Here is a 26,180-nt window from a genome sequence, read left to right as displayed (position 1 = left end):
GGAGATGGGGAGATGGGGAGGGTGGGGAGATGGGGAGATGGGGAGGGTGGGGAGATGGGGAGATGGGGAGGGTGGGGAGTGTGGGGAGATGGGGAGATGGGGAGATGGGGAGATGGGGAGAGTGTGGGAAGTGTGGGGAGATGGGGAGATGGGGAGATGGGGAGATGGGGAGTGGAGGGAGTTATAGCGTTTTCATAGCTATGAGGTACACAGGATTTTTTTCCTGTTCCCTCTTTTCCCCTCCTGGGAGGGGTTAGGGGTGGGTTCCTATTCCCGATTCCCGATTCCCGATTCCCGATTCCCGATTCCCGATTCCCGATTCCCTATTCCCTATTCCCGATTCCCGATTCCCGATTCCCGATTCCCTATTCCCTACTCCCTACTCCCTATTCCCTACTCCCTACTCCCGACTCCCTTACGATTCAATCAACCCCTAAAAGACTGACCAGTAAAGCTTTTTGGGCATGTAAACGGTTTTCGGCCTGGTCCCAAACACGCGATCGCGAGCCTTCGATTACCTCGTCTGTAATTTCTTCGCCCCGGTGAGCGGGTAAACAGTGGAGTACAATTACTGATGGGTCAGCATGGTCTAACAACTGCTGATTAACTTGATAAGGCTGAAAAATTGGAATTCGCTCCTCAGCTGAGGCTTCTTGACCCATACTTGCCCAAACATCAGTATAAATTATGTGAGCTTCCTTGGCAGCAGCTACTGGGTCATCGGTAACCATTACTTCTGTGCGGCTAGCTGCGGTTTTCAGGGCAAGCTCACAAATAGCACTATCAGGTTGATAAGCTGGTGGTGTGGCGACTCTGACATTCATTCCCATTAGAGCGCAGCCCAACATTAGTGAATGAGCGACATTATTACCGTCGCCAACATAAGTCAATGTCAAACCAGCTAGTGTTCCAAAGCATTCCTGAATCGTTAACAAATCGGCTAAAGTCTGACAGGGATGCTCCCAATCGGTCAAAGCATTAATAATTGGAATCTGGGCATATTCCGCAAAGGTTTCCAACTGTTTTTGTTCAAAGGTACGAATTGCTAGAATATCCAAGTAGCGGTCTAACACTCGCGCTGTATCTACTACCGGTTCTCCACGACCAACTTGGGTGACATTGGGATTTAAGTCAATCACCTGACCGCCTATTTGGTACATAGCTACGGAAAAACTGACCCGTGTTCGTGTGGAAGCCTTATAAAACAATAATCCCAAAACCTTATTGCACCTAGGATTCCACTGAGCGTTTTTTAACTTAGTGGCTTTATCCAATAGTTCCTGAATGTCACTAGCACTGAGGTCTGTTAAACCTAAAAAATCGCGTCCTTTTAACGTATTCATGTTCTATATTCAATGAGTAAAATAGTTTACCCTAGCCACAGTGCTACACACAATTGCCCATCAAACAAAGTGTACTATTTTCCTGGAATGAGCACCTTATAGCTCCCCAGTTTTTGTTAAGATGCACCCTCTTAAGACGCTATCCTATTTATCTTAAATTATCATAGCTAGTCTTCCAAAAAAATACTAAAAAACTAGTTAGTCTTTTCTAGGAAAACAACCTTGAATCTTGGCTAGAGTTATTCACTCTACCACAAAATTTCGCAAGAACATAATCCTAGTCTATTTAATCTACCCCTAAATGTCATCAAAAATTGACAAATCGTTATTAAATAATACAGCAGCACTAGGGAGTCGGGAGTCGGGAGTCGGGAGCGGTGCGACCCGTGGCGAATTTAATTACGGGTCAAGCGCAAGCCCTGGGAGTAGGGAGTCGGGAGTAGCGCTATAGTATATACATTTGAGATGTGAACAAATAATGAAATGCTTTAGGGAAAATAAAACTTCCAATCACTAACATTAGTAAGGAATACAGCGTTTTTTGTATTAGAACAAATTACAATCTAGTTTTACAAATCATTTGGAAACGCTATATGTTCAGATTCGCAAAAGGTAAACCACAAACTAGACTAAAATGGCTGCTGCTGAATCTAGGATTGTTGCTCACCCCAGTGATGATTTCTCCACCAGTTGAGGCAGCAGAGAAAATCTATATTTCCTATGGTCCAATTGAGTTTTCTCTACCGATCGCAGCTCTAGAAGTTTATGCGACAGTGGGCAAAGTTGAGCCATCCTTAGCCTTCTATGCGGGGTATGTAAAGCCAGAAGAATTCAAACAACTGCGGCAGGTCTTAATTACTCCCATTGATGTCACACCAGTAGCGATCGCTCAATTCCTCTACTCACCTCAAGGAGAAATAATTCTACAACGGGTAGGTGAAGTCATACAAACCAAAGCTCGTCAACCCGGTTTCTATGCCATTCGAGCTGCTTTAATCAAAGCCGCTTTTCAGCCAGAAGGGTTGACGATTTTGAATGTGTTGCGGGAATTTCCGACTTACGGGATTCGGATTAACTCACAACGGGGTTTTGAAATTATTGATGACTTATCGAAGCTGATTCAGCAAACCCAGATCGCCATTGCAGCAGTGGAACAGGCATCGGATCAGGAAGCGGCAGCCCAGACAGAGCGAGGTTTATCCGATTTCTCCCTAGACTTACGGCAACCAGGTTCAGTAAGTTATACTAAGCAAAGCATTACCTTCGATGACCTGGGCCCTCGGCGAGAGTTTCCCGTTGACTTGTATATGCCAGATTCCCCAAGGGAAGGGTTAGCACCAGTGATTGTTATTTCCCACGGACTGGGTTCAGAACGGAAGACATTTGAGTACTTAGCCCGTCACCTGGCATCCCATGGATTTGCTGTGGCTGTACCGGAACATCCAGGCAGTAATGCGGATCAAATACAGGCTTTGTTAACTGGTCTTGCCAAAGAGGCAGCTCCACCATCAGAATTTATTAACCGCCCTCTGGATATTAAGTTTTTACTGGATGAACTAGAAAGTTCCTTTCAAGGGCAGTTAAATTTGCAACAGGTGGGAGTATTGGGTCAGTCCTTTGGGGGTTACACATCCTTAGCTCTTGCTGGAGCCGAGATCAATTTTGAGCAATTGCAACAGGATTGCGCTCCCTTAAATCAGGATACCTTGAATATATCCCTACTACTTCAGTGTCGTGCCTTTGACTTACCACCACAGGACTATCAGTTATCGGATCAACGGATTAAAGGTGCGATCGCAATTAATCCAATTACTAGCACAGTCTTAGGAAAATCCCAACTTAGCCCAATTCAAGTGCCCCTGATGGTAGTCGCTGGTAGTGATGATACCATAGCGCCAGCGTTACCAGAACAGATTCAACCCTTTACTTGGCTGACAACTCTACAGAAGTATCTAGTATTGCTTAGGAGAGGAACCCACTTTTCCACCCTCGCCCCATCACCCGATGATGTCCCCTTACCTGAGGCAGTGCTTGGTCCTGACCCAACTATTGCTCAGGAGTATATGAAAGCATTGAGTTTAGCATTTTTTCAAACCTATATTGCTGGTAAATCAGAGTACCAAGCTTATCTGAGTGCTGCCTATGCTCAATCCCTTAGTAAAGAGCTGATGCCCTTGAGTTTGGTGACAATTCTTGAGCCTTTGGTACGGTAAAAAGCAGGGTTGTGAGGTAAGAAGTCAGAAGTCAGAATTCAGAATTCAGAATTCAGAAGTCAGAAGTCATAAGTCATAAGTCATAAGTCATAAGTCAAAATATTGCTCGTTCTAGCTGTTGAACTTGTTTTGCCTGTTCTGATTCTGCCGGAGCCTCTTTCAATGACGTAATTTCTGTAGTTAGCTCCTTGAGCTGGGTATAAAAGAAATATCCTGTGCAAGCTCCTGCTCCTGCTACCATCAAGATTAAGATCATCCAAATAGCGGTGAAACGACCCATTTTTTTCTGTAGCTCTTTTGTTTCTTGCTCCTGTTTCTTCTTATCGGACATGGCAGTCATTTTAAATTCCACCAATGCTTCGGCGACTTCTTCGATATGTTGCTCTTGGAGATTAGCAAGAGGATTGACTGGGGTCACAACAGGAAGGGCTGTGTTGGTAAGAGGTTTGTTGTCTATAGCAAAATTATTGATCGTGCTTGTTTTACTTAGATGATTGTTGTTAGTCATGGCCTTTTTTTGAGACTATTTATTGTTGGTTTTTTATAGCAAAGAGAACAGTGAGTAGGGAGTAGGGAGTAGGGAGTAGGGAGTAGGGAGTAGGGAGTAGGGAGTAGGGAGTAGGGAGTAGGAAAATTATGATCAAAAATGGGCACAATTAATTTAGTAATACTCTAGTATTTATTAGAGCAATTATATATGCCATGAGGTACCAAGAGATACCCCTAAATCCCCCTTATCAAGGGGGACTTTGAGGTTGAGAAGCGTACCTCATAAATCCTATAAACGCTATATTTAGTTTTAATGGTAGACCTCTTGCAAAAGTATTTTTCTGATAGTGTTTGCGTCAATTATTCTCCACTGTTCCCTGTTCCCTGTTCCCTGTTCCCGACTTCTGCAAGAAGTCTGGTGAATAATTAATCAAAAAATCACCGGTTTTGTTGAGTGGTTTTCCAGGAATTTACTGGTGCGAATTGCTGCTGCAACTGCTTGTAAGTCATAGCACCAAGGGGACTGATAGCAGCAATACTACCTCCTAGGATCACAATACTTAAAACCAGCCAGATTTGGAGCCGTTTCACTGAGGCTTCTAGGAACTCCACCTCCTGTTGCAACCCATTAATAACTCTTATTGCTCTGAGGTCAGACCATATACTGTCTTCTTGAAGAAATTCACAATCGCTATTGTTGTCAGTGGTGATCATTATTTGAGTACTTCTTAAATAAACGTTTCTTGCCACCTTCTGAGATATTACTAAGTAAGCATTCAGCCGTTGGCCGTAGGCCAAGGGCTGATCGCTGAGGGCTGATCGCTGAGGGCTGATCGCTGAATACTGATATTACTGATCAGCGACCATTAACACAGAGATTATGTTCTGCAGAGAGCTCTGTTTTTCTTTTCTCTCGGATGCAACGGTTTCTGCTGGTGTTTGGGGTGCAGTTGCTTCTGCTGAACTCGGAGTCGGTTTAGACTGAGAGTTCTCATTACCATCAGTAGCTAGAGACAACCAAGATGCGATCGCTAAAATACTTAGCACCATTGCAAATTGTCTAGTTACCAGTATTGCAACTTGTCTCATGGTATTTTTCTCCTTGAGTTGTATAGATCAGTTAGTGCTTAAGAGCTGTTTTGGCAGATTCTGGCTCAGAACTAGCTTTGAGTGTCTTGTCTTTCTGAGCAGCTTCTGTAGTAGTAGCGGAGTCAGCACTCGGCAACTTTGTCTTTACTTGAACTAGTTTTTCCTTAGCCTGGTCAGTCAGCTGTTTAGTGGTCTGTTGTGCTTGACCAGCGACCTCAGAGAGCTTTTCTTGGGTATTCTCCGCTACTTTTTTAGTAGTTTCTTGCACTTGAGCGGTGAGATCAGAAAGCTTCTGTTGAGCATTACCAGTCAGCTGTTTAGCAGTCTGTTGCACTTGAGTAGTAATCTCAGAAAACTTCTCTTGGGCATTCCCCGCTACTTTTTTATTGGTCGGTTGTACTTGACCAGCAACATCAGAGAGTTTCTGTTGAGCATTACCAGTTAACTGTTTAGTGGTCTGTTGTGCTTGACCAGCGACCTCAGAGAGCTTCTGTTGAGCATTACCAGTTAACTGTTTAGTGGTCTGTTGTGCTTGACCAGCAACCTCAGAAAACTTATTTTGGCTATTCTCCGCTACTTTTTTAGTAGTTTCTTGCACTTGACCAGCAACATCAGAGAGCTTCTGTTGAGCATTATCAGTCACCTGTTTAGTGGTCTGTTGCACTTGACCAGCAACCTCAGAAAACTTATTTTGGGTATTCTCCCCTACTTTTTTAGCATTTTCTTGCACTTGAGTGGTGACATCAGAAAACTTCTCTTGAACATTACCAGTCACCTGTTTAGTGGTCTGTTGCACTTGACCAGCAACCTCAGAGAACTTATTTTGGGTATTCTCCGCTACTGTTTTAGCATTTTCTTGCACTTGAGTCGCTAACCCCTGAGCCCCTTCCATCAGCGCCGCCATATCTTCCTTAGTTTTGGCGTAGTCATCTTTCAAGGATTCAGCCGCCTGAGCAACTTTTTGGTTGATGCCATCGGTATACTGCTCAGCGTTTTGCACCATCGCCTCTATGGCCATCACTCGTTTACCGCCCACACTGGCGATGGCGACAGGGGGAAGTCGGTAGGTGCCATCAGTGACACCACGCCAGCCCTTGGAGCCAAAGATATACTCAACTACCGTCCCGGTGTTGGGGTCAAATCGATAGTCCACCAAAGTACCTGCCTGATTCCCTCCGTCCGTCCACAACTGATGTCCCACAATCGATTCCACTGATGGGGGTTTTTTCGCTGCGGTTTCCGAGTCAAGGTAAACTAGAATGCTGTCGGAGCCAATCGCCTCAATTTCTGCCCAAGTAAATGACCGTTTTTTGCGACCCAGCAGTCCTGACTTGCAAACCAAACCCAAAACTTTATGAGCCATTGGGTCGAGCCACAGCTCAGCTACCCGACCAATTTCTTCAGTGTTTTGGCGATTCAGTACTATCCGGTTGATTACATCACTGTGCTTAATGGCAGTTTCTGATTGTGTGTTCATCAACGTTCTCCTTAGTTTTAAATCAGAGTTTTTAGAGCAAATCTGGTAGCATCGGAGTTGTTAACAACTGGCATTTGCCGACCTTGACTCTCTCCATCTCCTCCCCTTTTTAGTCATGACATTAGGCATCAGCTGGTTGTTTACGCCGAAACAGAGTATTTACTTAGACATTCGGCTCCTTTGATTAAGCTCTGATGAAAGATTAATCAAACTTTGTGAACAAACTGTGAGTATGCTAGGGGCGCACTCGCGCTAAAAAAGCTTTTGAATGACTGATATCAGCAGAAAATTGTCAACTGCTTGACCAGATTTGTAAACTATTGGTTTTGTGAAAATTCCTAACTCAAGGTGTCAGCATTCAGCCGTCAGCTTATTTTATTCAAAAGCTGTTCGGTGTCAGGATAGGCTGAGCCAGCGGTAAACTTTTCAGGACTTACGCATAAAGGCGTTTCTCGTACTTATCAGGTACACTCAATTTTATTCCCCCTACTCCCTACTCCCGACTCCCGACTCCCGACTCCCGACTCCCGACTCCCGACTCCCGACTCCCGACTCGCTGCTCCCTTGCACTTGCTCCCCCAGCCACTTAGTAATTAGTTCTGGACAATTCTTCTTAAACCAGCGCAGAGCAACAACTCTGAAGGCTGGTTTGGACATACGGGCAATTGATTTCATCATCCAGTTGAGGGAGCGAGACTGAAACTTTTTGTTGATCAGGTTTACTGAGCCCACATCGTAGAGGCAATCGAGGATGAGCTTCACGGTAGCCTCTTCCCTTTCTACTAAATGTTCCAGCAGCAGCAGGACATCATGCATACGCTCCTTTTGCATGCGCTCTTCTTCCAAGATTTTCGGCACCTCGACCAATGGTTCGGAAGATGTCATCATAGTCGTAGTATCTATACTTGACTGTTCCAGGCTTGGATTCATTCCTGACACCCTAATCAATAATTTACCTATGTTCTAGTAACAATAACCTAGTATTCCGTCAAAATTGAATGACAATTTAATACTTTATGCGATCGCGAACAGCTCCACTGCGAGGTGTACCTTTTTTATCATTCGCAGCACTTTTTTCCAAAAATTCAATAATCTTCCCCGCCACATCTACTTCAGTCGCCTTTTCAATTCCTTCTAGTCCTGGTGAAGAATTTACTTCCAACACTACCGGACCATGATTGGAGCGTACCATGTCTACCCCAGCTATGCGTAATCCCATGGCTTTAGCAGCACGAATTGCTGTGCTACGCTCTTCAGGGGTTAACTTGATTTTTTCTGCTGTTCCCCCTCGGTGTAGGTTCGAGCGAAATTCCCCTTCTGCTCCCTGTCGCTTCATTGATGCTACTATTTTACTATCAATCACAAGGCAACGAATATCCATACCCCCTGCTTCTTTGATAAATTCTTGGACTAAAATATTGGCTTCTAAACCGCGAAAGGCTTCAATGACGGAGGTAGCAGCTTGATGAGTTTCTGCCAGTACCACCCCAATGCCTTGGGTACCCTCCAATAGTTTAATCACCAAAGGAGCACCACCTACCATCTCGATTAAGCCGTCAATATCTTGGGTGGAATGGGCAAAGCCAGTTACGGGCAAACCAATACCTTCACGAGAAAGGATCTGAAGAGAGCGTAGCTTATCACGAGAGCGGGAAATTGCCTGAGTTGGATTAGCACTAAAAACACCCATCACTTCAAACTGCCGTACAACGGCGGTGCCATAGAAGGTCTTTGATGCCCCGATCCGGGGAATAATGGCATCAAAGTCATCTAAGGGTTTGCCCTGATACATTACCATTGGCTTGTGAGCTGTAATATTCATATAACAGCGCATATAGTCAATCACCCGCATTTCATGACCCCGCTTGTCCCCAGCATCCTTCAAGCGTCGGGTAGAATATAAGCCAGCATCTAGGGATAAGATAGCAATTTTCATCCTTGATTACTCCTATCATTGCTCTGGTGACTCGTAGTTGAACTTTGTACAAAGGAATGACCCGAGTCTACCAAAAAGCGCCTCTGAACAGCTTGACGCCCCAGCAACATCCGGAAACCCATGGCATCTCGATTGGTTAAGGTAAGTTCAATCGGCCACTGCTTGCTACCTAGTTTTACAGTAGTCTGGATAACCGGTCGCAACTGAGTTTGTCCATTGGAACTGCGTACCTTTCGCTGGTCTAACAGTTTCGCTTCTGCGATTACAGTTTGATGGCTGTCCCGCTGATAGGGATGCACTTTAAACCGAACCCACTTGATCCCATCATGGTCGAAGGTTTTGATATCAAAGGCATGTAAGGCGGATGAACGTGCGCCAGTGTCAATTTTCGCCTTGACCTGTATAATACCAAGTTCAGGCAACGTCAACCATTCTCGCCAGCCAATGATTGGCAAGTGTTCGGAGTGCTTCATTTAGGGTAAATTAGTATGCTATGGCGCAGGGAATCGGGAATCGGGAATCGGGAATCGGGAATCGGGAATCAGAACAGTGTGGGGAGAGGGGCGGGGGCGCGTTCCTATAACTATCGTTCTCTTGATAATGAATATAACAAAAATTAGCCTTAGGGGCGCATCCCGTGCGCCCCTAAGGTGTGTGAGTAATTGATTGTATGCGACAGCAAGTCAGAAGTGCGAACGCATAATTTGATTGAGCGCTGTTTGTTGACAGTCAACCGTCAACAGTCAACCCTCAACAAAGGTCACTTTAGGCATGGCTTTCCCAGCTCAAATCTATCGACTCAGAGATTACTGGTCGCTCGTAACCGTTTTCATTGATCATCCACATCCCTGTCTTGCCATCAACAGTATTGCTCCAGAAAATGTCATCGTAATTATTGTCGTCAAAATCCATAACTCCTTGAAATTTCCAGGTGTTGTCGAAGGGTGCATTATTCACCAACACTGACTCGATGTAATCTGTACCTGCCATCCGCCAGTAGGAAACATTTTGGTTTTCAGTATTAAGCCAGAGAATATCCCCGTCATCATCTCCATCAAAGTCTCCGGCACCAACCATCTTCCATTTACTGTCGGCTGATTCTGATTTGATTAGTACTCCCTGAGTTAGCTCAGTGCCATTCATCAGCCAAACTGCATTTTCGCCAGTGGAGTGATTACGCCACAGCAGATCGGTTTGCTGATCACCGTTGAAATCTGCTGTGCCATGGATTTGCCAGTTAAGGTCTGAGACTGGGACGATGGATACTGCTTCTTGGAACTGGGAACCCTTCATTAACCAGATACCAATGTCTCCAGTAACGGTATTGCGCCAAACCATATCTTTGTGGCTATCATCGTTAAAGTCTCCAGCAGCACGAATCTCCCAGTCACTGTTAACTGATTCCATTTGAATCGTCACTGCCTCATCTAGGTCAGTACCCATGACCCCATGCATCCGCCAAGCTCCCATGGCACCAGTCTGAGAATTATGCCAGAACAGATCCACTTCAGCAGAGGTAAATTCGATGGCGTCAATTCGCCCTAACTCGAAGGTCTCATTATCAAGACTATCTGCCTCTACAACAATTTCGATGCGATCGCCTGGGGCAAGTTGTACATCCTTAAAGATAGGATTTGGATTAGGATCACCATTGCTGAGAGAGTCAGTGAAACCGACATAGTTAAGGGGGTTGGGTCCGTCTCCACCAAGGTTTTTCTCCAAAGTATAGGTGTCAATTTCAATACCGTTAACCTGTAGTTTTAGTTTGGCTTTTCCATCCACTTCATCAAAGTGAGCGATACCGATATGGTATTTGCCAGCAACACCATCACTTTCTGTCCAGTCAATTCTGATTATGCCGTTGCTTTCAATGTCTTCGATTCTGACTGCTTTAGAGCCTGAAGCAATATCATTATCAAAAACCTCGTAATTTTCCAGGGTAACGCGAATTGAGTTTTCTGCTTCGATTTTCATGGTTGTTTTCCTGTTTTAGATGAAGCGCGTTTTGTTAATTGGTAACTGTTGACAGTAAACTGTCAGCGGTCAGCCGTCAGCGGTCAGCCGTCAGCGGTCAGCTTCAAATAAAATAGAAAGTCTGGGGAAAACCCCCATTTCACGTAGCCCATAGGCTGATAGCTGATAGCACCTCAAGTAGCACCATCTGTAGCGCATTAGCTGATAGCTGATAGCTTACATTAACAGCTAATTAACTAGTAGTTTGCTGAAAATCCCTTTGGCATAACTGTTAGGAATTGCTCTAATAATTCCCAAACTATTGAGCAAAACTATTGGTAGAATGCAGTTTTTGGTTTAAATGCAGCCTGGTTTTGTCTTGTGTCGATTGCACAAGTGTCTCTTTTACGTGGATGGTAGAGATTGCACACTAGATTATTTTATACCATGACAGATTTTTGAGCTGTTTTGAAATTAGGTCACTTTGACAAGTGGCACAGTTAAATGCTATTATAGAAATTAGCTGCTATAATATTTCGGGTTTTAATTGGGTGAGGTATAGGAAAGGGAATAGGGAACAGGGAATAGGGAACAGGGAATAGGGAATAGGGAATAGGAAACAAAAATTATCACAATTCCTACACGGATTCCTCTTTAACCATCAAAAATAAATTATTTGAATTATTTATAATAGTTTATTTACGATATTTATTTAAATAAGTATGAAGCTTTATTTAAGCTAATTTATGATTGCTATAGCGAGAATATATAGGACAGGTAACCAACAAAAAAAATCACCATTGACTTAGGTTTTTTATACTACTCATATATTAAAAAATCCTGCTAAAATTGGTGACTCGCTAGTCTGATATAAAAAGCTTTTTGAAGGAAATAATTTAAAATTCAAAAATAATTAGTGCGTAGTTAGGGGCGGACTTGCCATTATTTTTCGCCTCTTAGCCAGCCTTGGGATAGTCCGCCCCGTAACGCACCACTACTAATAACCTTTAATAATAGCATTTTCTAGTCAGGGTGGGGGGAGTTTCTGGAAATTGATAAACGCGATTGACCTTGGCCAAAAGGCCACGCTACGCGAATGGTCACGCTACGGGATTGGCCGTAGGCCACGCTAAAAGCGATTGACCTTGGCCAAAAGGCCACGCTACGCGAATGGTCACGCTACGCGATCGCATCTAGCCGAATTCCCCATATTCCCGACTCCCGACTCCCGACTCCCGACTCCCGACTCCCTGCTCCCTTTACCATAGTTTACAAAACTTTACAAATTTCCTCACTAAAATATCCGGGTTGACAAAATAAATTGTGCAAAGCTTACTAGACTCAAGTGCTGTCTATAGCGTTTCTCCATCAGATGTAAACCGAGGAGGTCTTTTTTTATTGTCGAATAAAACTCCGGATCTCTTTCCCCTCTAGCATGCATGCCTCTTACCTCTTGCCTTTTAAAGCAAGAGGTGTGTTTACAACCTAGATAAAAACGCTATATGCCTGACCCCTCTACTCTCCTACTACTAGCCTACAGCCACTGCAAAAATGCCACTGCTAGTCTTGACTACAGTGACAGCATTATCTGCACGCCCACTCAAGAGCCCAACCAATCCCCTCGGCTGGGGAAACCCTCCAAGAGCATCACTGCTCCAGAAGCGATCGCAATTGCTCAAAACTCTCGATTCAGTAATCTCAAAACAGTCCAGGGACGGTCTTTACCAGGAATAAATGTCCCCCCAACACTGCGTTTGGGGAGCAAAGGGGAAGTTGTCACTAGACTACAAACTATACTGCAACAGTTAGGCAACTACCAACAGCCAGTGGATGGTGTATACGGTTCCAATACCTTTGCTGCTGTCTCTACATTCCAGCAAGCACTAGGATTGAATGCGGATGGTATTGTTGGACCAATAACCTGGATAACTCTACAACAATTGCACTCAGAATTCTTATCTGCTACCCAAGAGAGGGAGTTGATCGAGATTTCCCCAAATCAGCCACAAACTAGAGGGGAAGGTCAGGATACTATCATTAATAATTTTATTTCAACACCAGAGTCTGCCTTAGCAAATCAATCGGTTACTTCAACCCCCTTGAACGCCCTCTCCAATAAACCACTATACCGATGGTTGTTTGGCTGGGCAGTGGTATCTCTTGGAGGATGGGGAGTAATTGCGCTACAGATAAACTATCAACGGCTCCCGATTCGGCTGAGGATAGGAAAATCCTCTACAAAAACAGGGCAACCTGAGAATATTGTGCCCAGAGAAGATATAGAAGATAGCGAATCAAGCATCTATTCCATGGATGATTTGCTAACTACCATCAGTGAGAGCGAGATAGACCAATCTTCAATCCCTGAAACGGTCTCTGAAACGGTTGCTATTGAGGAAACTGTAGACCAAAACAATCAAGACTTAAGCTTAGAGAAGTATGGTCTACTTCTGTTCACCAGCCCAGTGGCAACAAGCCCTAATGTTTTACCGATACAATTTGAAGATAGTAATGAAAATAAAGCTAAGCTAAACTTAGCTAAATCCTCTACTTTGTTCTTGCCCTTAGATCAGATTAAATTTAAACAATCCCCACCATCGAGCGGTGAAGATAATCTATCTTTATCAGCTGTTTTGGAATCTTCTGAGGAAGGTCTCTACAGTTTTACCCACCCTTCTATATCCTCCGTTATTCAAGAATTGACCAACAGTGAGTTAGTGGAAGTCGAGGCAGCTAAGGGTGGGATTAAACCTCTCAATAACTTCTTTACTGACCTGTATCGCCTTGCTCAAAACGCTAGCTTACCTGACCAAAACCATCACCAAGATACCAGCACAACTCAGGAAAACGTTCCCCAAAGATCCCAAAACTCTGACCAAGCTGATCAACGTATCCCTGATCAGATCAAACCAGGAACTGTAGTTGGTATCCTATCCCCGACTAATCCAAAAACAGGAGAACGGTATACCTACTCATTAATTGATGATGCTGGCGGGCGGTTTATGTTGAAGGAGAATAAACTGGCTCTTACCGAGCAAAGCTTGATTAATTTCAAAACAGACACCAGCCATACCGTGATTGTCCGTCGCACGGATTCCAAAGGTATCTATGTTGATAAATCCTTTACTCTGCGTTTGAAGGCTGAGAACGAGTCAGCACCTCCTCAGCCCCCGGTTAACAATCAGAAGAAGGTATCCACTGAAACGCGATCGCTTACCAGTGTCAGCAGTTGATCAATTCATGATTTACCCAGTAACAGGTAACCCACAACTGATGGCACTAGGAGCAAAGATTGACCTTGGCCAAAAGGCCACGCTACGCGAATGGTCACGCTACGGGATTTTCCTTTGGAACCGCTTCGCGAACGCAAACCTATCAAGACGGCATAGTTTGATAGGGGTCTGTGTAGAAATTGTGATAATTTTTGATGCCATATTCTCTACTCCCGACTCCCTACTCCCGACTCCCTTTGCTATACATAGGTTTAACTTAGCCGGATGCTACCAGTCCGGCATCAGCCATTTTTCTTTGGCTCTTCCCAAGGTAAGCTAGAATTATTAAGAAATCTTTAGAAAAAATTGTAACTGCTGCTACCTATTTCCAGGCGCTGGTATGACTCTCCCAATTCGCAACGTTGCTATTATTGCTCACGTCGATCACGGCAAAACTACCTTAGTTGACGCTCTACTCAAACAATCCGGTATCTTCCGCGAAGGGGAAGACGTTCCAGACTGCGTCATGGACTCCAACGATTTAGAGCGGGAGCGGGGTATTACTATTCTTTCTAAGAATACCGCCGTTCGGTACAAAGACATCCTAATTAATATTGTTGATACTCCCGGTCACGCTGACTTTGGTGGAGAAGTAGAGCGGGTATTGGGTATGGTGGATGGCTGCATCCTAATTGTGGATGCTAATGAAGGACCAATGCCTCAAACCCGATTTGTCCTGAAAAAAGCTCTGGAAAAAGGACTCCGCCCGATTGTAGTGGTCAATAAAATTGACCGACCCCAAGCGGACCCTTATGGTGCCATCGACAAAGTGCTGGATCTGTTCCTAGAATTAGGAGCAGACGATGACCAGTGTGAGTTTCCCTACCTATTTGCCTCCGGTCTACAAGGCTACGCCAAAGAAGATTTGGACGCAGAAGCGGTAGATATGCAACCACTGTTTGAAGCGATTTTGCATCATGTCCCGCCACCAGTAGGAGACCCTGCCAAGCCGCTACAACTACAAGTCACCACCTTGGACTATTCCGAGTACCTAGGTCGCATTGTGATTGGCAGAATTCACAACGGAACCATTAAGGCCAGTCAACAAGCTGCTTTAGTTAAGGATACTGGGGACATAGTTCAGGCAAAAGTTACCAAGTTGATGGGATTTGAAGGACTCAAGCGAGTTGACCTAAAAGAAGCATCAGCTGGTTATATCGTGGCGGTAGCTGGGTTTGCTGATGCCAATATTGGTGAAACCATTACTTGTCCCAATGAACCCCAAGCCTTACCCCTAATTAAGGTAGATGAGCCTACCTTGCAAATGACCTTCTGCGTGAATGATTCCCCCTTTGCGGGTAAGGAAGGGGACTTTGTAACTTCGCGACAATTACGCGATCGCTTATTCCGAGAATTAGAAACAAACGTAGCACTACGGGTAGAACCCACTGACTCCCCCGATAAATTCCTAGTATCTGGTCGTGGAGAGCTACACCTGGGTATTCTGATCGAAACCATGCGTCGCCAAGGATATGAGTTCCAAGTTTCCCAACCCCAAGTCATCTACCGGGAAGTCAATGGTCAACCTTGCGAACCCTTTGAATATCTAGTGCTAGATGTGCCAGAAGAAGCCGTGGGTAGCTGTATCGAGCGTTTAGGACAGCGCAAAGGGGAAATGCAAGATATGCAAGTGGGTGCCAATGGTCGCACCCAAATCGATTTTGTGATTCCTGCCCGTGGCTTAGTTGGTTTCCGGGGGGACTTCCTTCGCTTGACCAAAGGTGAAGGGATCATGAATCATAGCTTCCTAGAATATCGTCCCATGACTGGGGAATTAGAAACTCGCCGCAATGGAGTAATTGTAGCCTTTGAAGAAGGGATGGCTACCTTCTATGCCCTGAAAAATGGAGAAGACCGTGGTGTATTCTTTATTAAACCAGGCACTAAGGTTTACAAAAACATGATTATTGGGGAACACAATCGTCCTCAGGACTTAGATCTAAATGTCTGTAAAACGAAGCAGTTAACTAACCATCGTTCCGCCACTGGGGATGAATTAGTGCAGTTACAAGCCCCAATGGAGATGAGTTTGGAACGGGCTTTGGAGTATATTGGACCCGATGAACTGGTGGAGATTACACCTCAGTCAGTTCGTTTGCGGAAGCTGTCTAAGAAGAAGTTGGCGAAGCAAGGTAAAAGGTAAGAATTGAGAATGTAGAATTTAGAATTTAGAATGTAGAATGTAGAATTTAGAATGCATTCTTAATTCTAAATTCTGACAGACAACCTCCTAACCTTCATTCATCCAATCACGAGCCGAGGCGGAAGCATCTATACCACCAGTGCGCATCTGGCGTATCAAAGCCTGGGGATCAGGAGACACTTTAAGGGCTTCGGTGGGTGTGATTTTTTCATCAATTAGGTAGTTGTAGAGAGCCTGATTCATAACTTGCATTCCTTCAATGGTTTCAGTTTCCATCAGTCGGAACACATCCCCATCTTCTCCCTTAAGCAGGTAATCCTGTACAGTTGGGGTATTGATTAAAATGTCATGAACCGCAATCCGACCCTTATCGATGGTTGGTACTAAGAGTTGGGCAATAACTGCCAACAGGGACTCAGCAATCTGGATGCGGATCGCTGACTGTTCATCAGGATTGTAGAGATTCAACAGACGGTTAATACTGCTGATGGCATTGCGAGTGTGTAGAGTACCCAAGACCAGATGACCGGTTTGGGCAGCTTGCAGGGCAGTATCAACTGTGATGCGATCGCGCATTTCCCCAATTAGAATTATATCGGGATCCTCCCGTAACACAGACCGCAGAGCGTGGTGAAACTCATGGGTGTGTAATCCCACTTCTCGCTGACTAATCAGGCACTTTCGGGAGCGGTGGACATATTCAACCGGGTCTTCAATGGTAACAATATGTTTGTACTCTGTTTCATTGAGATGGCGAATCATCGCCGCAAGAGTCGTTGATTTACCTGATCCTGTCGGACCGGTAACTAAAATAATTCCCTGACCCTTGCTAACTATTTTTTTTAAAACTTGCGGTAGAGTTAAATCATCGATTGAAGGAACATCAAGGCTGATTAATCGCAGCACAATGGCTCCGCCGTTTAGGGAGTCAAAACAATTCACCCGACAGCGCACTAAGCCAGGGTAAAAAATAGCAGTATCCAGTTCTTTGGCTTCAGCAAACTGCTTCCTCTGAGCCGGAGTGAGAATCTCATTGAGGTATGCCTCAAAGACTTCCACTGTGACCTTGGTATGACGTTTAGCCACATACATCTTGCCCCGAATCCTAAATCTGGGGACCTGTCCCACTCGAATATGAATGTCAGAAGCTTTGTGACCATGAGCCTCTGCGACGATTTGCTCGATAGAAGGGGGATGGCTAAGGTTCGAGTTAAGTTCTACTACTGGTTTAAGTGGTGATGGTAAAGTTTGAGGCTCTTGATCAATTTGCACTCCTACACCAGAATTCGTGTTCTTCATATGATGTACCTAGGGATACCCTTGCTGGACTGATCAGGTCGGGGCGTTGATGTTTGCTGATCTTCTTGTTGGCAGTGAATTTCGGTTGCTTGTGATCCAACCAAAGAACTGTCAACCCTAGAGAAATTTTACTTTATATAAAAAGTTTTCACACTAATCCAGCTAGGTTTTTGATATTGCTGTCAGACCTCACCTAGATATGATATATTTAAAGTTTATGGATTAGGATGATAGCCTTAGGTACCGGAACTTAAGCTAAGCCCTAACCCTCAAAATTACAATACCAGAGTACTAGTCACCAAGCTCAATAGTTTTGAGTTCCCCTTCCACGAAATAAAAAATTTCAGAACCGAAAGCGATGGTGCTCAGTTCCAAATCTTGAGGTTTGCCAGTGGCCTGATCAGTTGTCGCTTTCCACAGCCTAATCGCTGGTTGGGACTCAAACGTCTCCCGTTCCGGTGTTCCTGGCTGCAAGGGAAAATAATCACGCTGGGCAGAACCAAGTTTTCCTGGAGGCTTGAATCTCATTGAGGTGTAAATCACACCTTCAGATGGTTCACTAAGGCGTTGATATTCCCTAGTCACTGCTGGAGCTCTCCTTGCCCTTGCCCTGATTAAGTAGAAGCTGAAATTTAGGCTCAGCATTTTCTTGGCTTACTAGTAACACGGCGTAGTCTTTGAGACTATCCCTATTAAAATCAGCGGTGAAGATAGTACAGGTAAGCTGCACATTTATATCTTCTTGATCAAAGGAGCGAATTGACTTCACAAAGTCAGAACCTTGAGCAAGTCGATATTCCCCAATGTTTTTTTGGAGTTGTTTTGGCAGTTCTCCGTAACATTGAAAGTCTGGTAGCTCAACTGATGGCTCAGCTTTAGAGTTACAGGCTACCAGTAGTAGTATTGGCACCGAAAATAGGAAAATTTTTATGAGCATTATTTTCGGATAATTTTTAGTAATTTAAATACTTTCGTTCAACTAGTAAATTTAAACTAATTAATTTAGCTTATGGGGTAATGTTGTCACACTGCTGCACAACTTTTTTTGATATTTTTAGCGGTATAATCCATAATATCCCATAGCTTTAATCCCATCAAACCGTTAAGTTAACCCAAACCCAGTTCCCGTTTGAGCAGATTAATCGACTTGCTACCAATATAGTTTTCACAACGGATCAGCTTGGGTGGTCGAATAATATCTTCACGAGCAGCTAAGATGGCCTCTTTAACAGTTTGATAACTTGCTTGATCGCTAATAATTATCTGGGAACTACGAACCAGAGCTTTTAGTTTGTAGTTGTCCTTAATCTGAGCCGTCATCACTAACAACTCATCTCCCCGTAGACTATGGATAATAATTTCTACTATTTTTAAAATCCCAGAACTGATGCTAACCACTCCTAAACGGCTACCTTTGGAGAGATTCTTAATTAGCTTAATTTCTGGCTCATAGTCATAAATATCAACAGGGATGACACGGACAGATTTAGGGGCAACAATCCCTTCTGCTTTACCGATAAAATAGCGACTAGTAACTACTGTCGCCGAGTGAGTTTGATCCAAAGCTTCCGAGAGTTCTTCCATTGGCACCAACTGCACCGGGATTCCCAAGGATTGTTCTAACTCCTGCACCATCAATTCTCCAGCACCAATGTCTCGTGACTCTACTGTCACCAGTACCCTAGCGCTACACCGTAACCGCCAGTCAATCTCCGACAAAAATAGTTCCCTAGCTTGGTTAAGGGAGCAACCTTGTCCGAGAAGTTGATTGAGGCTATCTTGAACAACCTTGTAAGCTTCGGGGGAAAACTGGTTAAGAATGCCAACCTGACGTCGATTACCCCCTTCATGACCCTGTGCCTTAACATAAATGCCTGACCCAGCATGGGACTCTACTAGTCCTGTTTCTTCTAACTGCCGATATACCTTGCTGATGGTATTGCGGTGCAAACCCGTCTCCATCGCTAGCTGACGGGTACTGGGCAGTTTATGACCTGGGGAATATTGTCGGGATGCGATCGCAAACTGAATTTGGTCAAATAGCTGCTTCGAGGCAGGTATTTCACTATCTTGTTGAATATGATACTGAACCATTACAGAGTCTCCAAAATCCCCTGTTTATCACTATTATATGGTAAATTTTATATTTTAAACTTTTCGTTCAAATTTTGCTATCCACTTCAGCTATAATGTAAGCATTCAGCTATCAGCCGTGAGCTAAAAGCTCACGCGTGCGCGTTCAGCGGTCAGCTTAAAATAAGATTTGGGATAATTTAATAGTTCGAGATTTTATCGAATTCAAAGTCTCGGTAGTAATGATTCAGCCGTCACCTGATAGCACCTCAAGTAGCTTGCGCGTAGCGCATTAGCTGATACGCGACACGCTGATCCCATCTCAAGTAGCACCATCTGTAGAGCCTAGGCTGATAGCTGATCCCTAATAGCTTATCGCTGATCCCTAATAGCTTATCGTTTAAAAATTAGCTAATTATAACTAAGTTAGCTCCCAAATAACTAAGTCAATAAAAATCAATAAAAATCAATAAAAATTAATAGATTTTTAATTTATACTCTGGACTATACTGAACTATCCAATTAAGTAAACTAGTTAATTAACTTATTATTTATTTATTAAATACAGGTATAATTTAGAGTTAAGCTACTGCTGTAGAATTGGCGCTGAATTCAGAAAGCCAAGAAAACCTTTAGCTTAGCATCTATAACTGCCAAGCAAGAGCTTCACATCCTTCCAAATCGATTATGACACATAGCGAAATTCGTACCATTACCGTCAAGGTGGTCAATGGTGATCTAGACATAGCAGCTTACCTGGCAATGCCGGTGGCAGAAAGACCTCTTCCTGGAATTGTGGTGCTGCAAGAAATTTTTGGGGTGAATGGCCATATCCGGGATATCACAGAACGGTTTGCCAAAGAAGGCTATGTTGCGATCGCTCCGGCACTCTATCAACGCCAAGCCCCAGGCTTTGAGACAGGTTACACCACTGAAGACATTAAGATTGGCAAGGAATACAAGGCACAAACCAGAGCAGCTGAACTGCTGGGAGACATACTCGGGGCCATCGATTACCTGAGGAGTCAAACCCCTGTGCAAGATAACTCCATCGGCTCTATTGGCTTTTGTTTCGGCGGTCATGTTGCCTATCTGGCTGCTACCTTACCCGATATTAAAGCTACTGCTTCGTTCTATGGCGCTGGGATTACTACTATGACTCCTGGCGGTGGTGAACCAACTATTACTCGCACACCAGAGATTAACGGTACACTCTATGGTTTCTTTGGCATGGAAGATGCTAGCATTCCAGCAGAAGAGGTTGATCAGATTGAGGCTGCTCTTGAGAAAAATAAAATTAATTATCGTGTCTTTCGTTACGATGGAGCAGACCACGGATTTTTCTGTGACCAACGGGCTAGCTACAATGAAAAAGCAGCTACTGATGCGTGGGCTAACGTTTTGCAGCTCTTTAGGGAAAAACTTGACTAAACTGTCACCGGCTCCCAACTTTTTAAGCAGCTGATCCCATATCAGAAATCATCACTGATTTTAAACCGTTAATCATCATGAATTCAAAATCAACCTCTTCGACCACCAGCAATTCATCCTTTTCTATGGATGATTTTGCTCAAGCCCTAGAAGAATACGACTATGAGTTTAAACAGGGACAGGTGGTTCGTGGCAGAGTACATAACTACGAAACCGATGGTGCTTATGTAGACATCGGTGGTAAGTCCCTGGCTTATCTACCAATTAGTGAAGTTTCCTTAGAATTGGATCTCGATTGGTCGGAAGTACTGCCCTTGAATGAGGAAATGGATTTCCTGATTATTCGGGAGCAGAATGCCGATGGTCAAGTTACCCTTTCCCGGCGTCAGCTGGAGATTAAGCAGGTTTGGGATGGGTTAGTTGAACTCCAAGACAATGGAAAATCATTAGATGTCCGGGTTTCTGGAGTGAATAAAGGTGGTGTCACCGTGGATGTGCGCGGATTGCGGGGATTTATTCCGCGATCGCACTTGAGTCAGCACGACCATCTAGATTCCTTGATTGGTCAGAAACTAACAGTCACTTTCCTAGAAGCTGACCGCGATCGCAATAAGCTAGTGCTTTCTCAGCGGGAAGCTGTGCGTGCTGCTACTTTCTCTGAGCTAGAAGTGGGACAATTAGTGGAAGGTAAAGTAGCTGCGATCAAGCCCTTTGGTGTGTTTGTGGACTTTAATCAAACCAATGGCTTGCTACACATTAAGCAAGTAAGCCAAAATTTCGTTGAAGACCTCTCCAAGGTGTTTGAAATCGGTCAAGTGATCCAGGTAATGATTATTAACTTGGATGAAGGCAAAGGTCGTATTTCTATGTCTACCAGGGTTTTAGAAAATTACCCAGGAGAAATGCTCGAAAAGATGGCAGAGGTAATGGCTAGTGCTCCAGCTCGTGCTGAACGTGCTAGGCAAAAACTATTACAAGGATAAGTTAGGTCTTTTTAATCGATAATGTTTGTTGTTGGCTGTTGACCGTTGACCGTTTACTGTTGACTGTTGACCGTTGACAGTAAACTGTGAACCGTGAACTAAAATACCTGATGAATCAAAACAATAGCCCAATCCATACCCTTACCGTAGATATTGGTGGCAGTGGCGTTAAGGTGATGGTATTAGATGAAGTGGGTAATCCCATCACCGAACGTAGTCGCTTAGAAACACCCCAACCTCCTAAGCCGGATGCTATTATTGATGCGATCGCATCCCATGCTCTCGGACAAGGGAATTTTGAACGGGTATCGGTGGGATTTCCTGGAGTGGTGCGCAATGGGATAACCTATACGGCGGTAAACCTCGATCCTGATTGGCAGGGATTTGATCTCGCTACTACCCTATCTCAACGCTTAGGCAAACCGGTGCGGGTAGCTAATGATGCCGATGTGCAAGGATTAGGAGCAATTACTGGCCAGGGAGTGGAATTGACGATTACCCTAGGCACAGGGTTTGGTTCTGCTTTATTTGTAGATGGCAAGCTGGTGCCAAATCTGGAAATGGGACACCATCCTTTTCGTAAAGGGGAAACCTACGAAGAACAGTTGGGGCGAGCGGCCTTAGAGAAAGATGGTAAGAAGAAATGGAATAACCGTCTCAAAAAAGCGATCGCATCCCTGGAGCGTTTGTTTAATTATAATTCCCTTTACATTGGTGGTGGTGAAGCCAAAAAAATTAACTTTGAGCTACCCCCCAATGTAAAAGTAGTGCCCAATGTTGCTGGGTTATTGGGGGGTATTGCTTTGTGGCGGGATTAGAAAAAACCCTTAAATACTATCGCCTATCGCGCTAAATACTATAACGCTAAGCTATAGCTTTTCCTGCATAAACCTGTGTTACAAATTCCCCAATTTTCTGCTGATATTCGGAAGTAGCAACAGTTGTCAAATCATTGTGACCTGCATCAGGAACTAGCCAAAGCTGTTTAGGAACTGTAGCAGCATCGAACAAGACTTGACTCATACTAGCAGGAACTGTGGCATCACTAGTGCCATGGATTAAGAATATAGGTGTTTGGAGTGACTTGATTTTACTAATTGAGTCAAACCGCTGGGTAAGCAGAAGATCGATCGGCAAGAAACCATATTTTCTCTCATAATCTGCCATATCCCGCATGGAAGTAAATGAGCCTTCCGAAATCAAGCCTGCCATTTCTGGGTTACGCACCGCTAGATCAATCGCGATTGCTCCCCCCATGGAATGACCATAGACAAAAATATCTTGGGGATTGATGCCTCGTTGTTGGACTAGATAATCCCAAGCTACTTGAGCATCTTGATAAACTTGGGATTCCCTAGGAAATTTCCCCTCGCTGCGACCATAGCCTCGGTAGTCAATCAGCAGCAGGGATAAACCGACCTGATGTAACCGTTGGGCTATTTCAAGATATCCCCCAATATTAGAGGCATTACCGTGCAGATATAGCATCACCTTACTTTTTGGTGAGTCAGAGGGAATCCACCAGCTGTGAATTTTCTCAACTTTACCCTGATTGGATATTGGTAACCAAACCTCTTCGTAAGGCAAACCAAAGTCAGCTGGTGTATTTTCAATCACTGAGGCAGGACAAAACATTAGCCTATGTTGCAACAGCAACACGGAGGTACAAACTAAGGCGTAAGCGATCGCTATAAATCCTGCAACAATCAACATAATCAATTATCTTGATACTTCATCCTTCATCCTTCAAAACCGGTTGACTTAGATGCCATTCGGTTGCTTTTTCATAAGCATAACCTACTTGGAATAGCTGGTCTTCCCGCAATACATTACTAATCAACTGCATCCCAATGGGTAATCCCTGTTCATCAAAGCCACAGGGTATACTCATCCCTGGTAACCCAGCCAGATTAACTGGAATAGTCATCAGGTCAGTCAGATACATACTTAAAGGGTCTTCTGTCTTTTCCCCAGCTTTAAACGCTGTGGAGGGAGCTGTGGGACAGACTAGCACATCGACATTCTCAAAGGCTGCCTCAAAATCCTGTTTAATCAGAGTACGAACTTTTTGGGCTTTGAGATAATAGGCATCATAGTAACCAGCGGATAGGGCATAGGTTCCTAGCATAATCCGGCGCTTGACTTCTGCACCGAACCCTTCAGCACGGGTTTTGGTGTACATAGAAAGGAGATTGTCAGCATCTGATGCCCGTAAGCCATATTTAACCCCATCGTAGCGAGCTAGATTGGCTGATGCTTCTGACGGAGCAATAATGTAGTAGCAAGGCAAACCATACCGGAATCGGGCACAGGAAATTTCCTGGATTTCAGCACCTAAGTCTTTGAGCTGATCAATGGCTTTAGTGACTGCTTTCTCTACTACTGGGTCTAAGCCTTCACCAAAGGTTTCTGTGATAATGCCAATCTTAACTTTACCATTAGATTTTAGGTCTGGTTTGAGGAATTGAGTATAGTCGGGAATGTCTACTTTGAGGCTGGTAGCGTCATTGGGGTCATATCCTGCGATCGCATTCAGTAAAATAGCGGCATCTTCTACAGTGCGAGCAAATGGTCCAATTTGATCTAAGGACGACGCGAATGCCACTAAACCATAGCGCGATACTAAACCATAGGTCGGTTTCATGCCAACTACTCCACAGTAAGAAGCCGGTTGACGAATAGAACCACCGGTATCAGAACCCAGAGCAATGGGACATTCCCCAGAAGCTACAGCTGCCGCTGAGCCCCCGGAGGAGCCCCCGGGAACATGGGATAAATTCCAAGGGTTTTTAGTAAGTTGAAAAGCAGAGTTTTCCGTAGAACTCCCCATGGCAAATTCATCCAAGTTGGTTTTACCTACCATTACTGCCCCAGCATCTTTCAGTTTTTGGGTCACTGTTGACTCGTAGGGTGGGACAAACTTGGCCAGAATCCGGGAGCCGCAGGTGGTGGGAATCCCTTGGGTACACATATTGTCTTTGATGCCAATGGGTATACCGGCTAAAGTCGGGAGCTCTTCACCAGCTGCGATTTTAGCATCTACTTGACTGGCCTGTTCTAGGGCATAGTCTGAGGTGATGTGGAGGAAGCTTTGGACTTGAGGCTCTAGGGCTTGAATCTTATCTAGGGCTTCTTGGGTAATTTCTACAGCTGAGCGTTCTTTGTTGATTAGCTGTTGATGCAACTCGCGGACCGTGTCCATGCTTACTACCTTTACTGACTTAACCATTTCAACTCTAGTATTCTGACAAAAAATTCAGTGATTAGGGGTTTGGGCTCAGGCTTAGCAAAGGGAGTAGGGAGTAGGGAGTAGGGAGTCGGGAGTCGGGAGTCGGGAGTCGGGAGTCGGGAGTCGGGAGTCGGGAGTCGGGAGTCGGGAGTCGGGAAAAGGTAACAAAAATTCTCACAATTCCGACAGGGATTGCTATTACAGGTGTTTGTTGGGCGTGTGGTAAGTTTGGGAAGTTTGGGTAGCGTGGGAGAGATGTTGATCAAGGGAAATTGGGTGCGATGTTCCCTTCGCGCAGCGTCTGGGACTGCCAGTAAGGAACCGCTACGCGAACGCATCATCTCCAACACAACCGGTAGAGTTTTTTTTCGGCTCTAGTTTACAACTACACTAGTATTATTAGTAACGCTATCTGGAATGAGCAAAACAATCTTGTTTCCCGATTCCCGATTCCCGATTCCCGTTCCCCGATTCCCGATTCCCGATTCCCGATTCCCGATTCCCTTTGCTATTAAAAATCCTATTTATTTGCTTCAATATAAATCATACGAGTTCGGATTGTAATTCCTTGGCTGGGAGAAGTCCAACCTACAATAAAATAATCTTCCATGGCATTGTCGAGGGCAAGTTTCGAGTGTTCATAAACTGGAATAGGCACCTTTTGAATATATTCCTCTGTTGTTTCATCAAGGCTAAAAATAATTGTTTCGCGAGCAATCCGATTCATCTGTTTAATAGCTGTTGCCGCGTCTTCCACAAACAGTAATGAACTTAAACAAAAAACAAAATCGTAGGACTGGCTATCAATTTGAGTGAGGGCTGTTTCAATGGGCTTGTGGATGGTTTTATACCCCCTTTTTGCCGCATAATCTAGCATCTTACTGGAAATATCAATCCCTGTATAGTCAAACTCTCCTTGCAACAATTCACTTAGGATACCTGTCCCACAAGCAATATCTAAAATACTGCCTTGATGGTGATTATGTCGATGGAAGATTTTAACGGCTTCATTGACATACTGGACATTAGAACTGGGTGCCTTTAACACCTCGTCATATTTGGCCGCAAATTTATCATAATAGTCTTCAGCACCAATTTTTGTTGACATAGTTTTGATTTATAAATTTAGATATAGTATAAGTCTTAATTATCTTAGAGCAAATCCGGATAATTCCCCATACTTCTAATATCCATATAAAATCTGGCTACCCCTGCTCCCTTGCTCCCCTACTCCCCCTGATATCCTCACC

Annotated in this window: 29 protein-coding genes and 1 pseudogene; 12 read left to right on the top strand and 18 right to left on the bottom strand. The window is 44.3% G+C overall.

Annotated elements, in window-relative coordinates; genetic code table 11:
* Window positions 1-198, top strand: a pseudogene (locus F6K53_RS25200) (hypothetical protein); the annotation flags it as partial.
* 61 nt (window positions 199-259) lie between these two features.
* Window positions 260-445 carry a hypothetical protein gene (locus F6K53_RS25195; protein ID WP_293082571.1) on the top strand — a complete coding sequence of 62 codons (186 nt, stop codon included), beginning with the start codon at window positions 260-262 and terminating at the stop codon, window positions 443-445.
* Here F6K53_RS25195 and argF read toward each other — a convergent pair.
* Entirely contained in the window at window positions 423-1,343 is a 921-nt protein-coding gene (gene argF / locus F6K53_RS25190) for an ornithine carbamoyltransferase (protein WP_293038010.1), read from the bottom strand. The two genes, F6K53_RS25195 and argF, sit on opposite strands and share 23 nt — an antisense overlap.
* 593 nt (window positions 1,344-1,936) lie before the next feature.
* Between argF and F6K53_RS25185 the strand changes: the two genes are divergently transcribed.
* On the top strand, window positions 1,937-3,556 hold the full coding sequence (locus F6K53_RS25185; protein WP_293082567.1) for an alpha/beta hydrolase: 1,620 nt from the start codon (window positions 1,937-1,939) through the stop codon (window positions 3,554-3,556).
* Between the two features lie 94 nt (window positions 3,557-3,650).
* Here F6K53_RS25185 and F6K53_RS25180 read toward each other — a convergent pair whose 3' ends face one another.
* From F6K53_RS25180 to F6K53_RS25145, 8 genes are all read right to left on the bottom strand, one after another.
* Entirely contained in the window at window positions 3,651-4,064 is a 414-nt protein-coding gene (locus F6K53_RS25180; RefSeq protein ID WP_293038014.1) for a hypothetical protein, read from the bottom strand.
* Window positions 4,061-4,210 carry a hypothetical protein gene (locus tag F6K53_RS25175; protein ID WP_293068369.1) on the bottom strand — a complete coding sequence of 50 codons (150 nt, stop codon included), beginning with the start codon at window positions 4,208-4,210 and terminating at the stop codon, window positions 4,061-4,063. The genes F6K53_RS25180 and F6K53_RS25175 overlap by 4 nt, the downstream gene beginning before the upstream one ends.
* A 273-nt stretch (window positions 4,211-4,483) precedes the next feature.
* Entirely contained in the window at window positions 4,484-4,843 is a 360-nt protein-coding gene (locus F6K53_RS25170) for a hypothetical protein (RefSeq protein ID WP_293020810.1), read from the bottom strand.
* A 51-nt stretch (window positions 4,844-4,894) separates the two neighbouring features.
* Complete coding sequence (locus F6K53_RS25165; RefSeq protein ID WP_293020808.1) at window positions 4,895-5,134, bottom strand: hypothetical protein; 240 nt, start codon at window positions 5,132-5,134, stop codon at window positions 4,895-4,897.
* 31 nt (window positions 5,135-5,165) lie between these two features.
* A complete protein-coding gene (locus F6K53_RS25160; protein WP_293068373.1) occupies window positions 5,166-6,611 on the bottom strand; it encodes a PRC-barrel domain-containing protein in 1,446 nt (481 codons plus the stop codon).
* A 486-nt stretch (window positions 6,612-7,097) separates the two neighbouring features.
* Window positions 7,098-7,541 (bottom strand): hypothetical protein, encoded by a 444-nt coding sequence (locus F6K53_RS25155; RefSeq protein WP_293068376.1) that lies wholly within the window; start codon window positions 7,539-7,541, stop codon window positions 7,098-7,100.
* A 76-nt stretch (window positions 7,542-7,617) separates the two neighbouring features.
* Complete coding sequence (rimK, locus tag F6K53_RS25150; protein WP_293068378.1) at window positions 7,618-8,547, bottom strand: 30S ribosomal protein S6--L-glutamate ligase; 930 nt, start codon at window positions 8,545-8,547, stop codon at window positions 7,618-7,620.
* Complete coding sequence (locus F6K53_RS25145; protein ID WP_293020802.1) at window positions 8,544-9,020, bottom strand: ATP-dependent zinc protease; 477 nt, start codon at window positions 9,018-9,020, stop codon at window positions 8,544-8,546. The genes rimK and F6K53_RS25145 overlap by 4 nt, the downstream gene beginning before the upstream one ends.
* Before the next feature lie 15 nt (window positions 9,021-9,035).
* Between F6K53_RS25145 and F6K53_RS25140 the strand changes: the two genes are divergently transcribed.
* Window positions 9,036-9,167 carry a hypothetical protein gene (locus F6K53_RS25140; RefSeq protein ID WP_293020801.1) on the top strand — a complete coding sequence of 44 codons (132 nt, stop codon included), beginning with the start codon at window positions 9,036-9,038 and terminating at the stop codon, window positions 9,165-9,167.
* 145 nt (window positions 9,168-9,312) lie between these two features.
* Here F6K53_RS25140 and F6K53_RS25135 read toward each other — a convergent pair whose 3' ends face one another.
* Entirely contained in the window at window positions 9,313-10,521 is a 1,209-nt protein-coding gene (locus tag F6K53_RS25135; RefSeq protein WP_293068382.1) for a VCBS repeat-containing protein, read from the bottom strand.
* Window positions 10,522-11,645: 1,124 nt separating this feature from the next.
* Between F6K53_RS25135 and F6K53_RS25130 the strand changes: the two genes are divergently transcribed.
* The 4 genes from F6K53_RS25130 to typA all read left to right on the top strand — a co-directional run bounded on the left by F6K53_RS25130 (window position 11,646) and on the right by typA (window position 15,915).
* A complete protein-coding gene (locus F6K53_RS25130; protein WP_293082564.1) occupies window positions 11,646-11,768 on the top strand; it encodes a hypothetical protein in 123 nt (40 codons plus the stop codon).
* Window positions 11,769-12,002: 234 nt separating this feature from the next.
* Entirely contained in the window at window positions 12,003-13,733 is a 1,731-nt protein-coding gene (locus F6K53_RS25125; RefSeq protein WP_293068386.1) for a peptidoglycan-binding domain-containing protein, read from the top strand.
* Between the two features lie 7 nt (window positions 13,734-13,740).
* A complete protein-coding gene (locus F6K53_RS25120; RefSeq protein WP_293068389.1) occupies window positions 13,741-14,052 on the top strand; it encodes a hypothetical protein in 312 nt (103 codons plus the stop codon).
* A gap of 60 nt (window positions 14,053-14,112) precedes the next feature.
* Window positions 14,113-15,915, top strand: coding sequence for a translational GTPase TypA (typA, locus tag F6K53_RS25115; protein ID WP_075896790.1), 1,803 nt, complete (start codon window positions 14,113-14,115; stop codon window positions 15,913-15,915).
* A gap of 87 nt (window positions 15,916-16,002) precedes the next feature.
* Here typA and F6K53_RS25110 read toward each other — a convergent pair whose 3' ends face one another.
* The 4 genes from F6K53_RS25110 to F6K53_RS25095 all read right to left on the bottom strand — a co-directional run bounded on the left by F6K53_RS25110 (window position 16,003) and on the right by F6K53_RS25095 (window position 19,308).
* Complete coding sequence (locus tag F6K53_RS25110) at window positions 16,003-17,214, bottom strand: PilT/PilU family type 4a pilus ATPase (RefSeq protein ID WP_075896792.1); 1,212 nt, start codon at window positions 17,212-17,214, stop codon at window positions 16,003-16,005.
* A gap of 291 nt (window positions 17,215-17,505) precedes the next feature.
* The gene (locus tag F6K53_RS25105; RefSeq protein WP_293068393.1) at window positions 17,506-17,799 is read right to left on the bottom strand and encodes a hypothetical protein; all 294 of its coding nucleotides are present in this window, start codon (window positions 17,797-17,799) and stop codon (window positions 17,506-17,508) included.
* A complete protein-coding gene (locus F6K53_RS25100; protein WP_293038036.1) occupies window positions 17,792-18,124 on the bottom strand; it encodes a hypothetical protein in 333 nt (110 codons plus the stop codon). Before F6K53_RS25100 ends, F6K53_RS25105 begins: the two co-directional genes overlap by 8 nt.
* Before the next feature lie 197 nt (window positions 18,125-18,321).
* A complete protein-coding gene (locus tag F6K53_RS25095; protein ID WP_075896794.1) occupies window positions 18,322-19,308 on the bottom strand; it encodes a GntR family transcriptional regulator in 987 nt (328 codons plus the stop codon).
* A gap of 666 nt (window positions 19,309-19,974) precedes the next feature.
* Between F6K53_RS25095 and F6K53_RS25090 the strand changes: the two genes are divergently transcribed.
* From F6K53_RS25090 to F6K53_RS25080, 3 genes are all read left to right on the top strand, one after another.
* The gene (locus tag F6K53_RS25090; RefSeq protein ID WP_293068396.1) at window positions 19,975-20,718 is read left to right on the top strand and encodes a dienelactone hydrolase family protein; all 744 of its coding nucleotides are present in this window, start codon (window positions 19,975-19,977) and stop codon (window positions 20,716-20,718) included.
* A gap of 77 nt (window positions 20,719-20,795) precedes the next feature.
* A complete protein-coding gene (locus tag F6K53_RS25085) occupies window positions 20,796-21,701 on the top strand; it encodes a S1 RNA-binding domain-containing protein (protein WP_293082562.1) in 906 nt (301 codons plus the stop codon).
* A gap of 110 nt (window positions 21,702-21,811) precedes the next feature.
* Window positions 21,812-22,519, top strand: a complete 708-nt coding sequence (locus F6K53_RS25080; protein WP_293068401.1) for an ROK family protein — start codon at window positions 21,812-21,814, stop codon at window positions 22,517-22,519.
* A 46-nt stretch (window positions 22,520-22,565) separates the two neighbouring features.
* On the opposite strand, the gene F6K53_RS25075 is transcribed toward F6K53_RS25080, so the two are convergent.
* The 3 genes from F6K53_RS25075 to F6K53_RS25065 are packed head-to-tail and all read right to left on the bottom strand — an operon-like array spanning window position 22,566 to window position 25,271.
* The gene (locus F6K53_RS25075) at window positions 22,566-23,414 is read right to left on the bottom strand and encodes an alpha/beta fold hydrolase (RefSeq protein ID WP_293068404.1); all 849 of its coding nucleotides are present in this window, start codon (window positions 23,412-23,414) and stop codon (window positions 22,566-22,568) included.
* Between the two features lie 19 nt (window positions 23,415-23,433).
* The gene (gatA, locus tag F6K53_RS25070) at window positions 23,434-24,903 is read right to left on the bottom strand and encodes an Asp-tRNA(Asn)/Glu-tRNA(Gln) amidotransferase subunit GatA (RefSeq protein WP_293068407.1); all 1,470 of its coding nucleotides are present in this window, start codon (window positions 24,901-24,903) and stop codon (window positions 23,434-23,436) included.
* A gap of 11 nt (window positions 24,904-24,914) precedes the next feature.
* Window positions 24,915-25,271: a hypothetical protein gene (locus tag F6K53_RS25065; RefSeq protein WP_293068410.1), complete on the bottom strand. Its 357-nt coding sequence runs from the start codon at window positions 25,269-25,271 to the stop codon at window positions 24,915-24,917.
* Between the two features lie 76 nt (window positions 25,272-25,347).
* Here F6K53_RS25065 and F6K53_RS25060 point away from each other — a divergent pair, with 76 nt between their 5' ends.
* Window positions 25,348-25,494, top strand: coding sequence for a hypothetical protein (locus tag F6K53_RS25060; protein ID WP_293038048.1), 147 nt, complete (start codon window positions 25,348-25,350; stop codon window positions 25,492-25,494).
* On the opposite strand, the gene F6K53_RS25055 is transcribed toward F6K53_RS25060, so the two are convergent.
* Window positions 25,451-26,038 (bottom strand): class I SAM-dependent methyltransferase, encoded by a 588-nt coding sequence (locus tag F6K53_RS25055; protein WP_293068414.1) that lies wholly within the window; start codon window positions 26,036-26,038, stop codon window positions 25,451-25,453. The genes F6K53_RS25060 and F6K53_RS25055 overlap by 44 nt on opposite strands.
* Window positions 26,039-26,180 lie beyond the last annotated feature (142 nt).

This window comes from Moorena sp. SIO4A1 (assembly GCF_010672065.1).
Taxonomy (GTDB): domain Bacteria; phylum Cyanobacteriota; class Cyanobacteriia; order Cyanobacteriales; family Coleofasciculaceae; genus Moorena.
The sequence above is the reverse complement of the archived record's forward strand: the minus strand, read 5'-3'. Positions and strand labels throughout refer to the sequence as shown.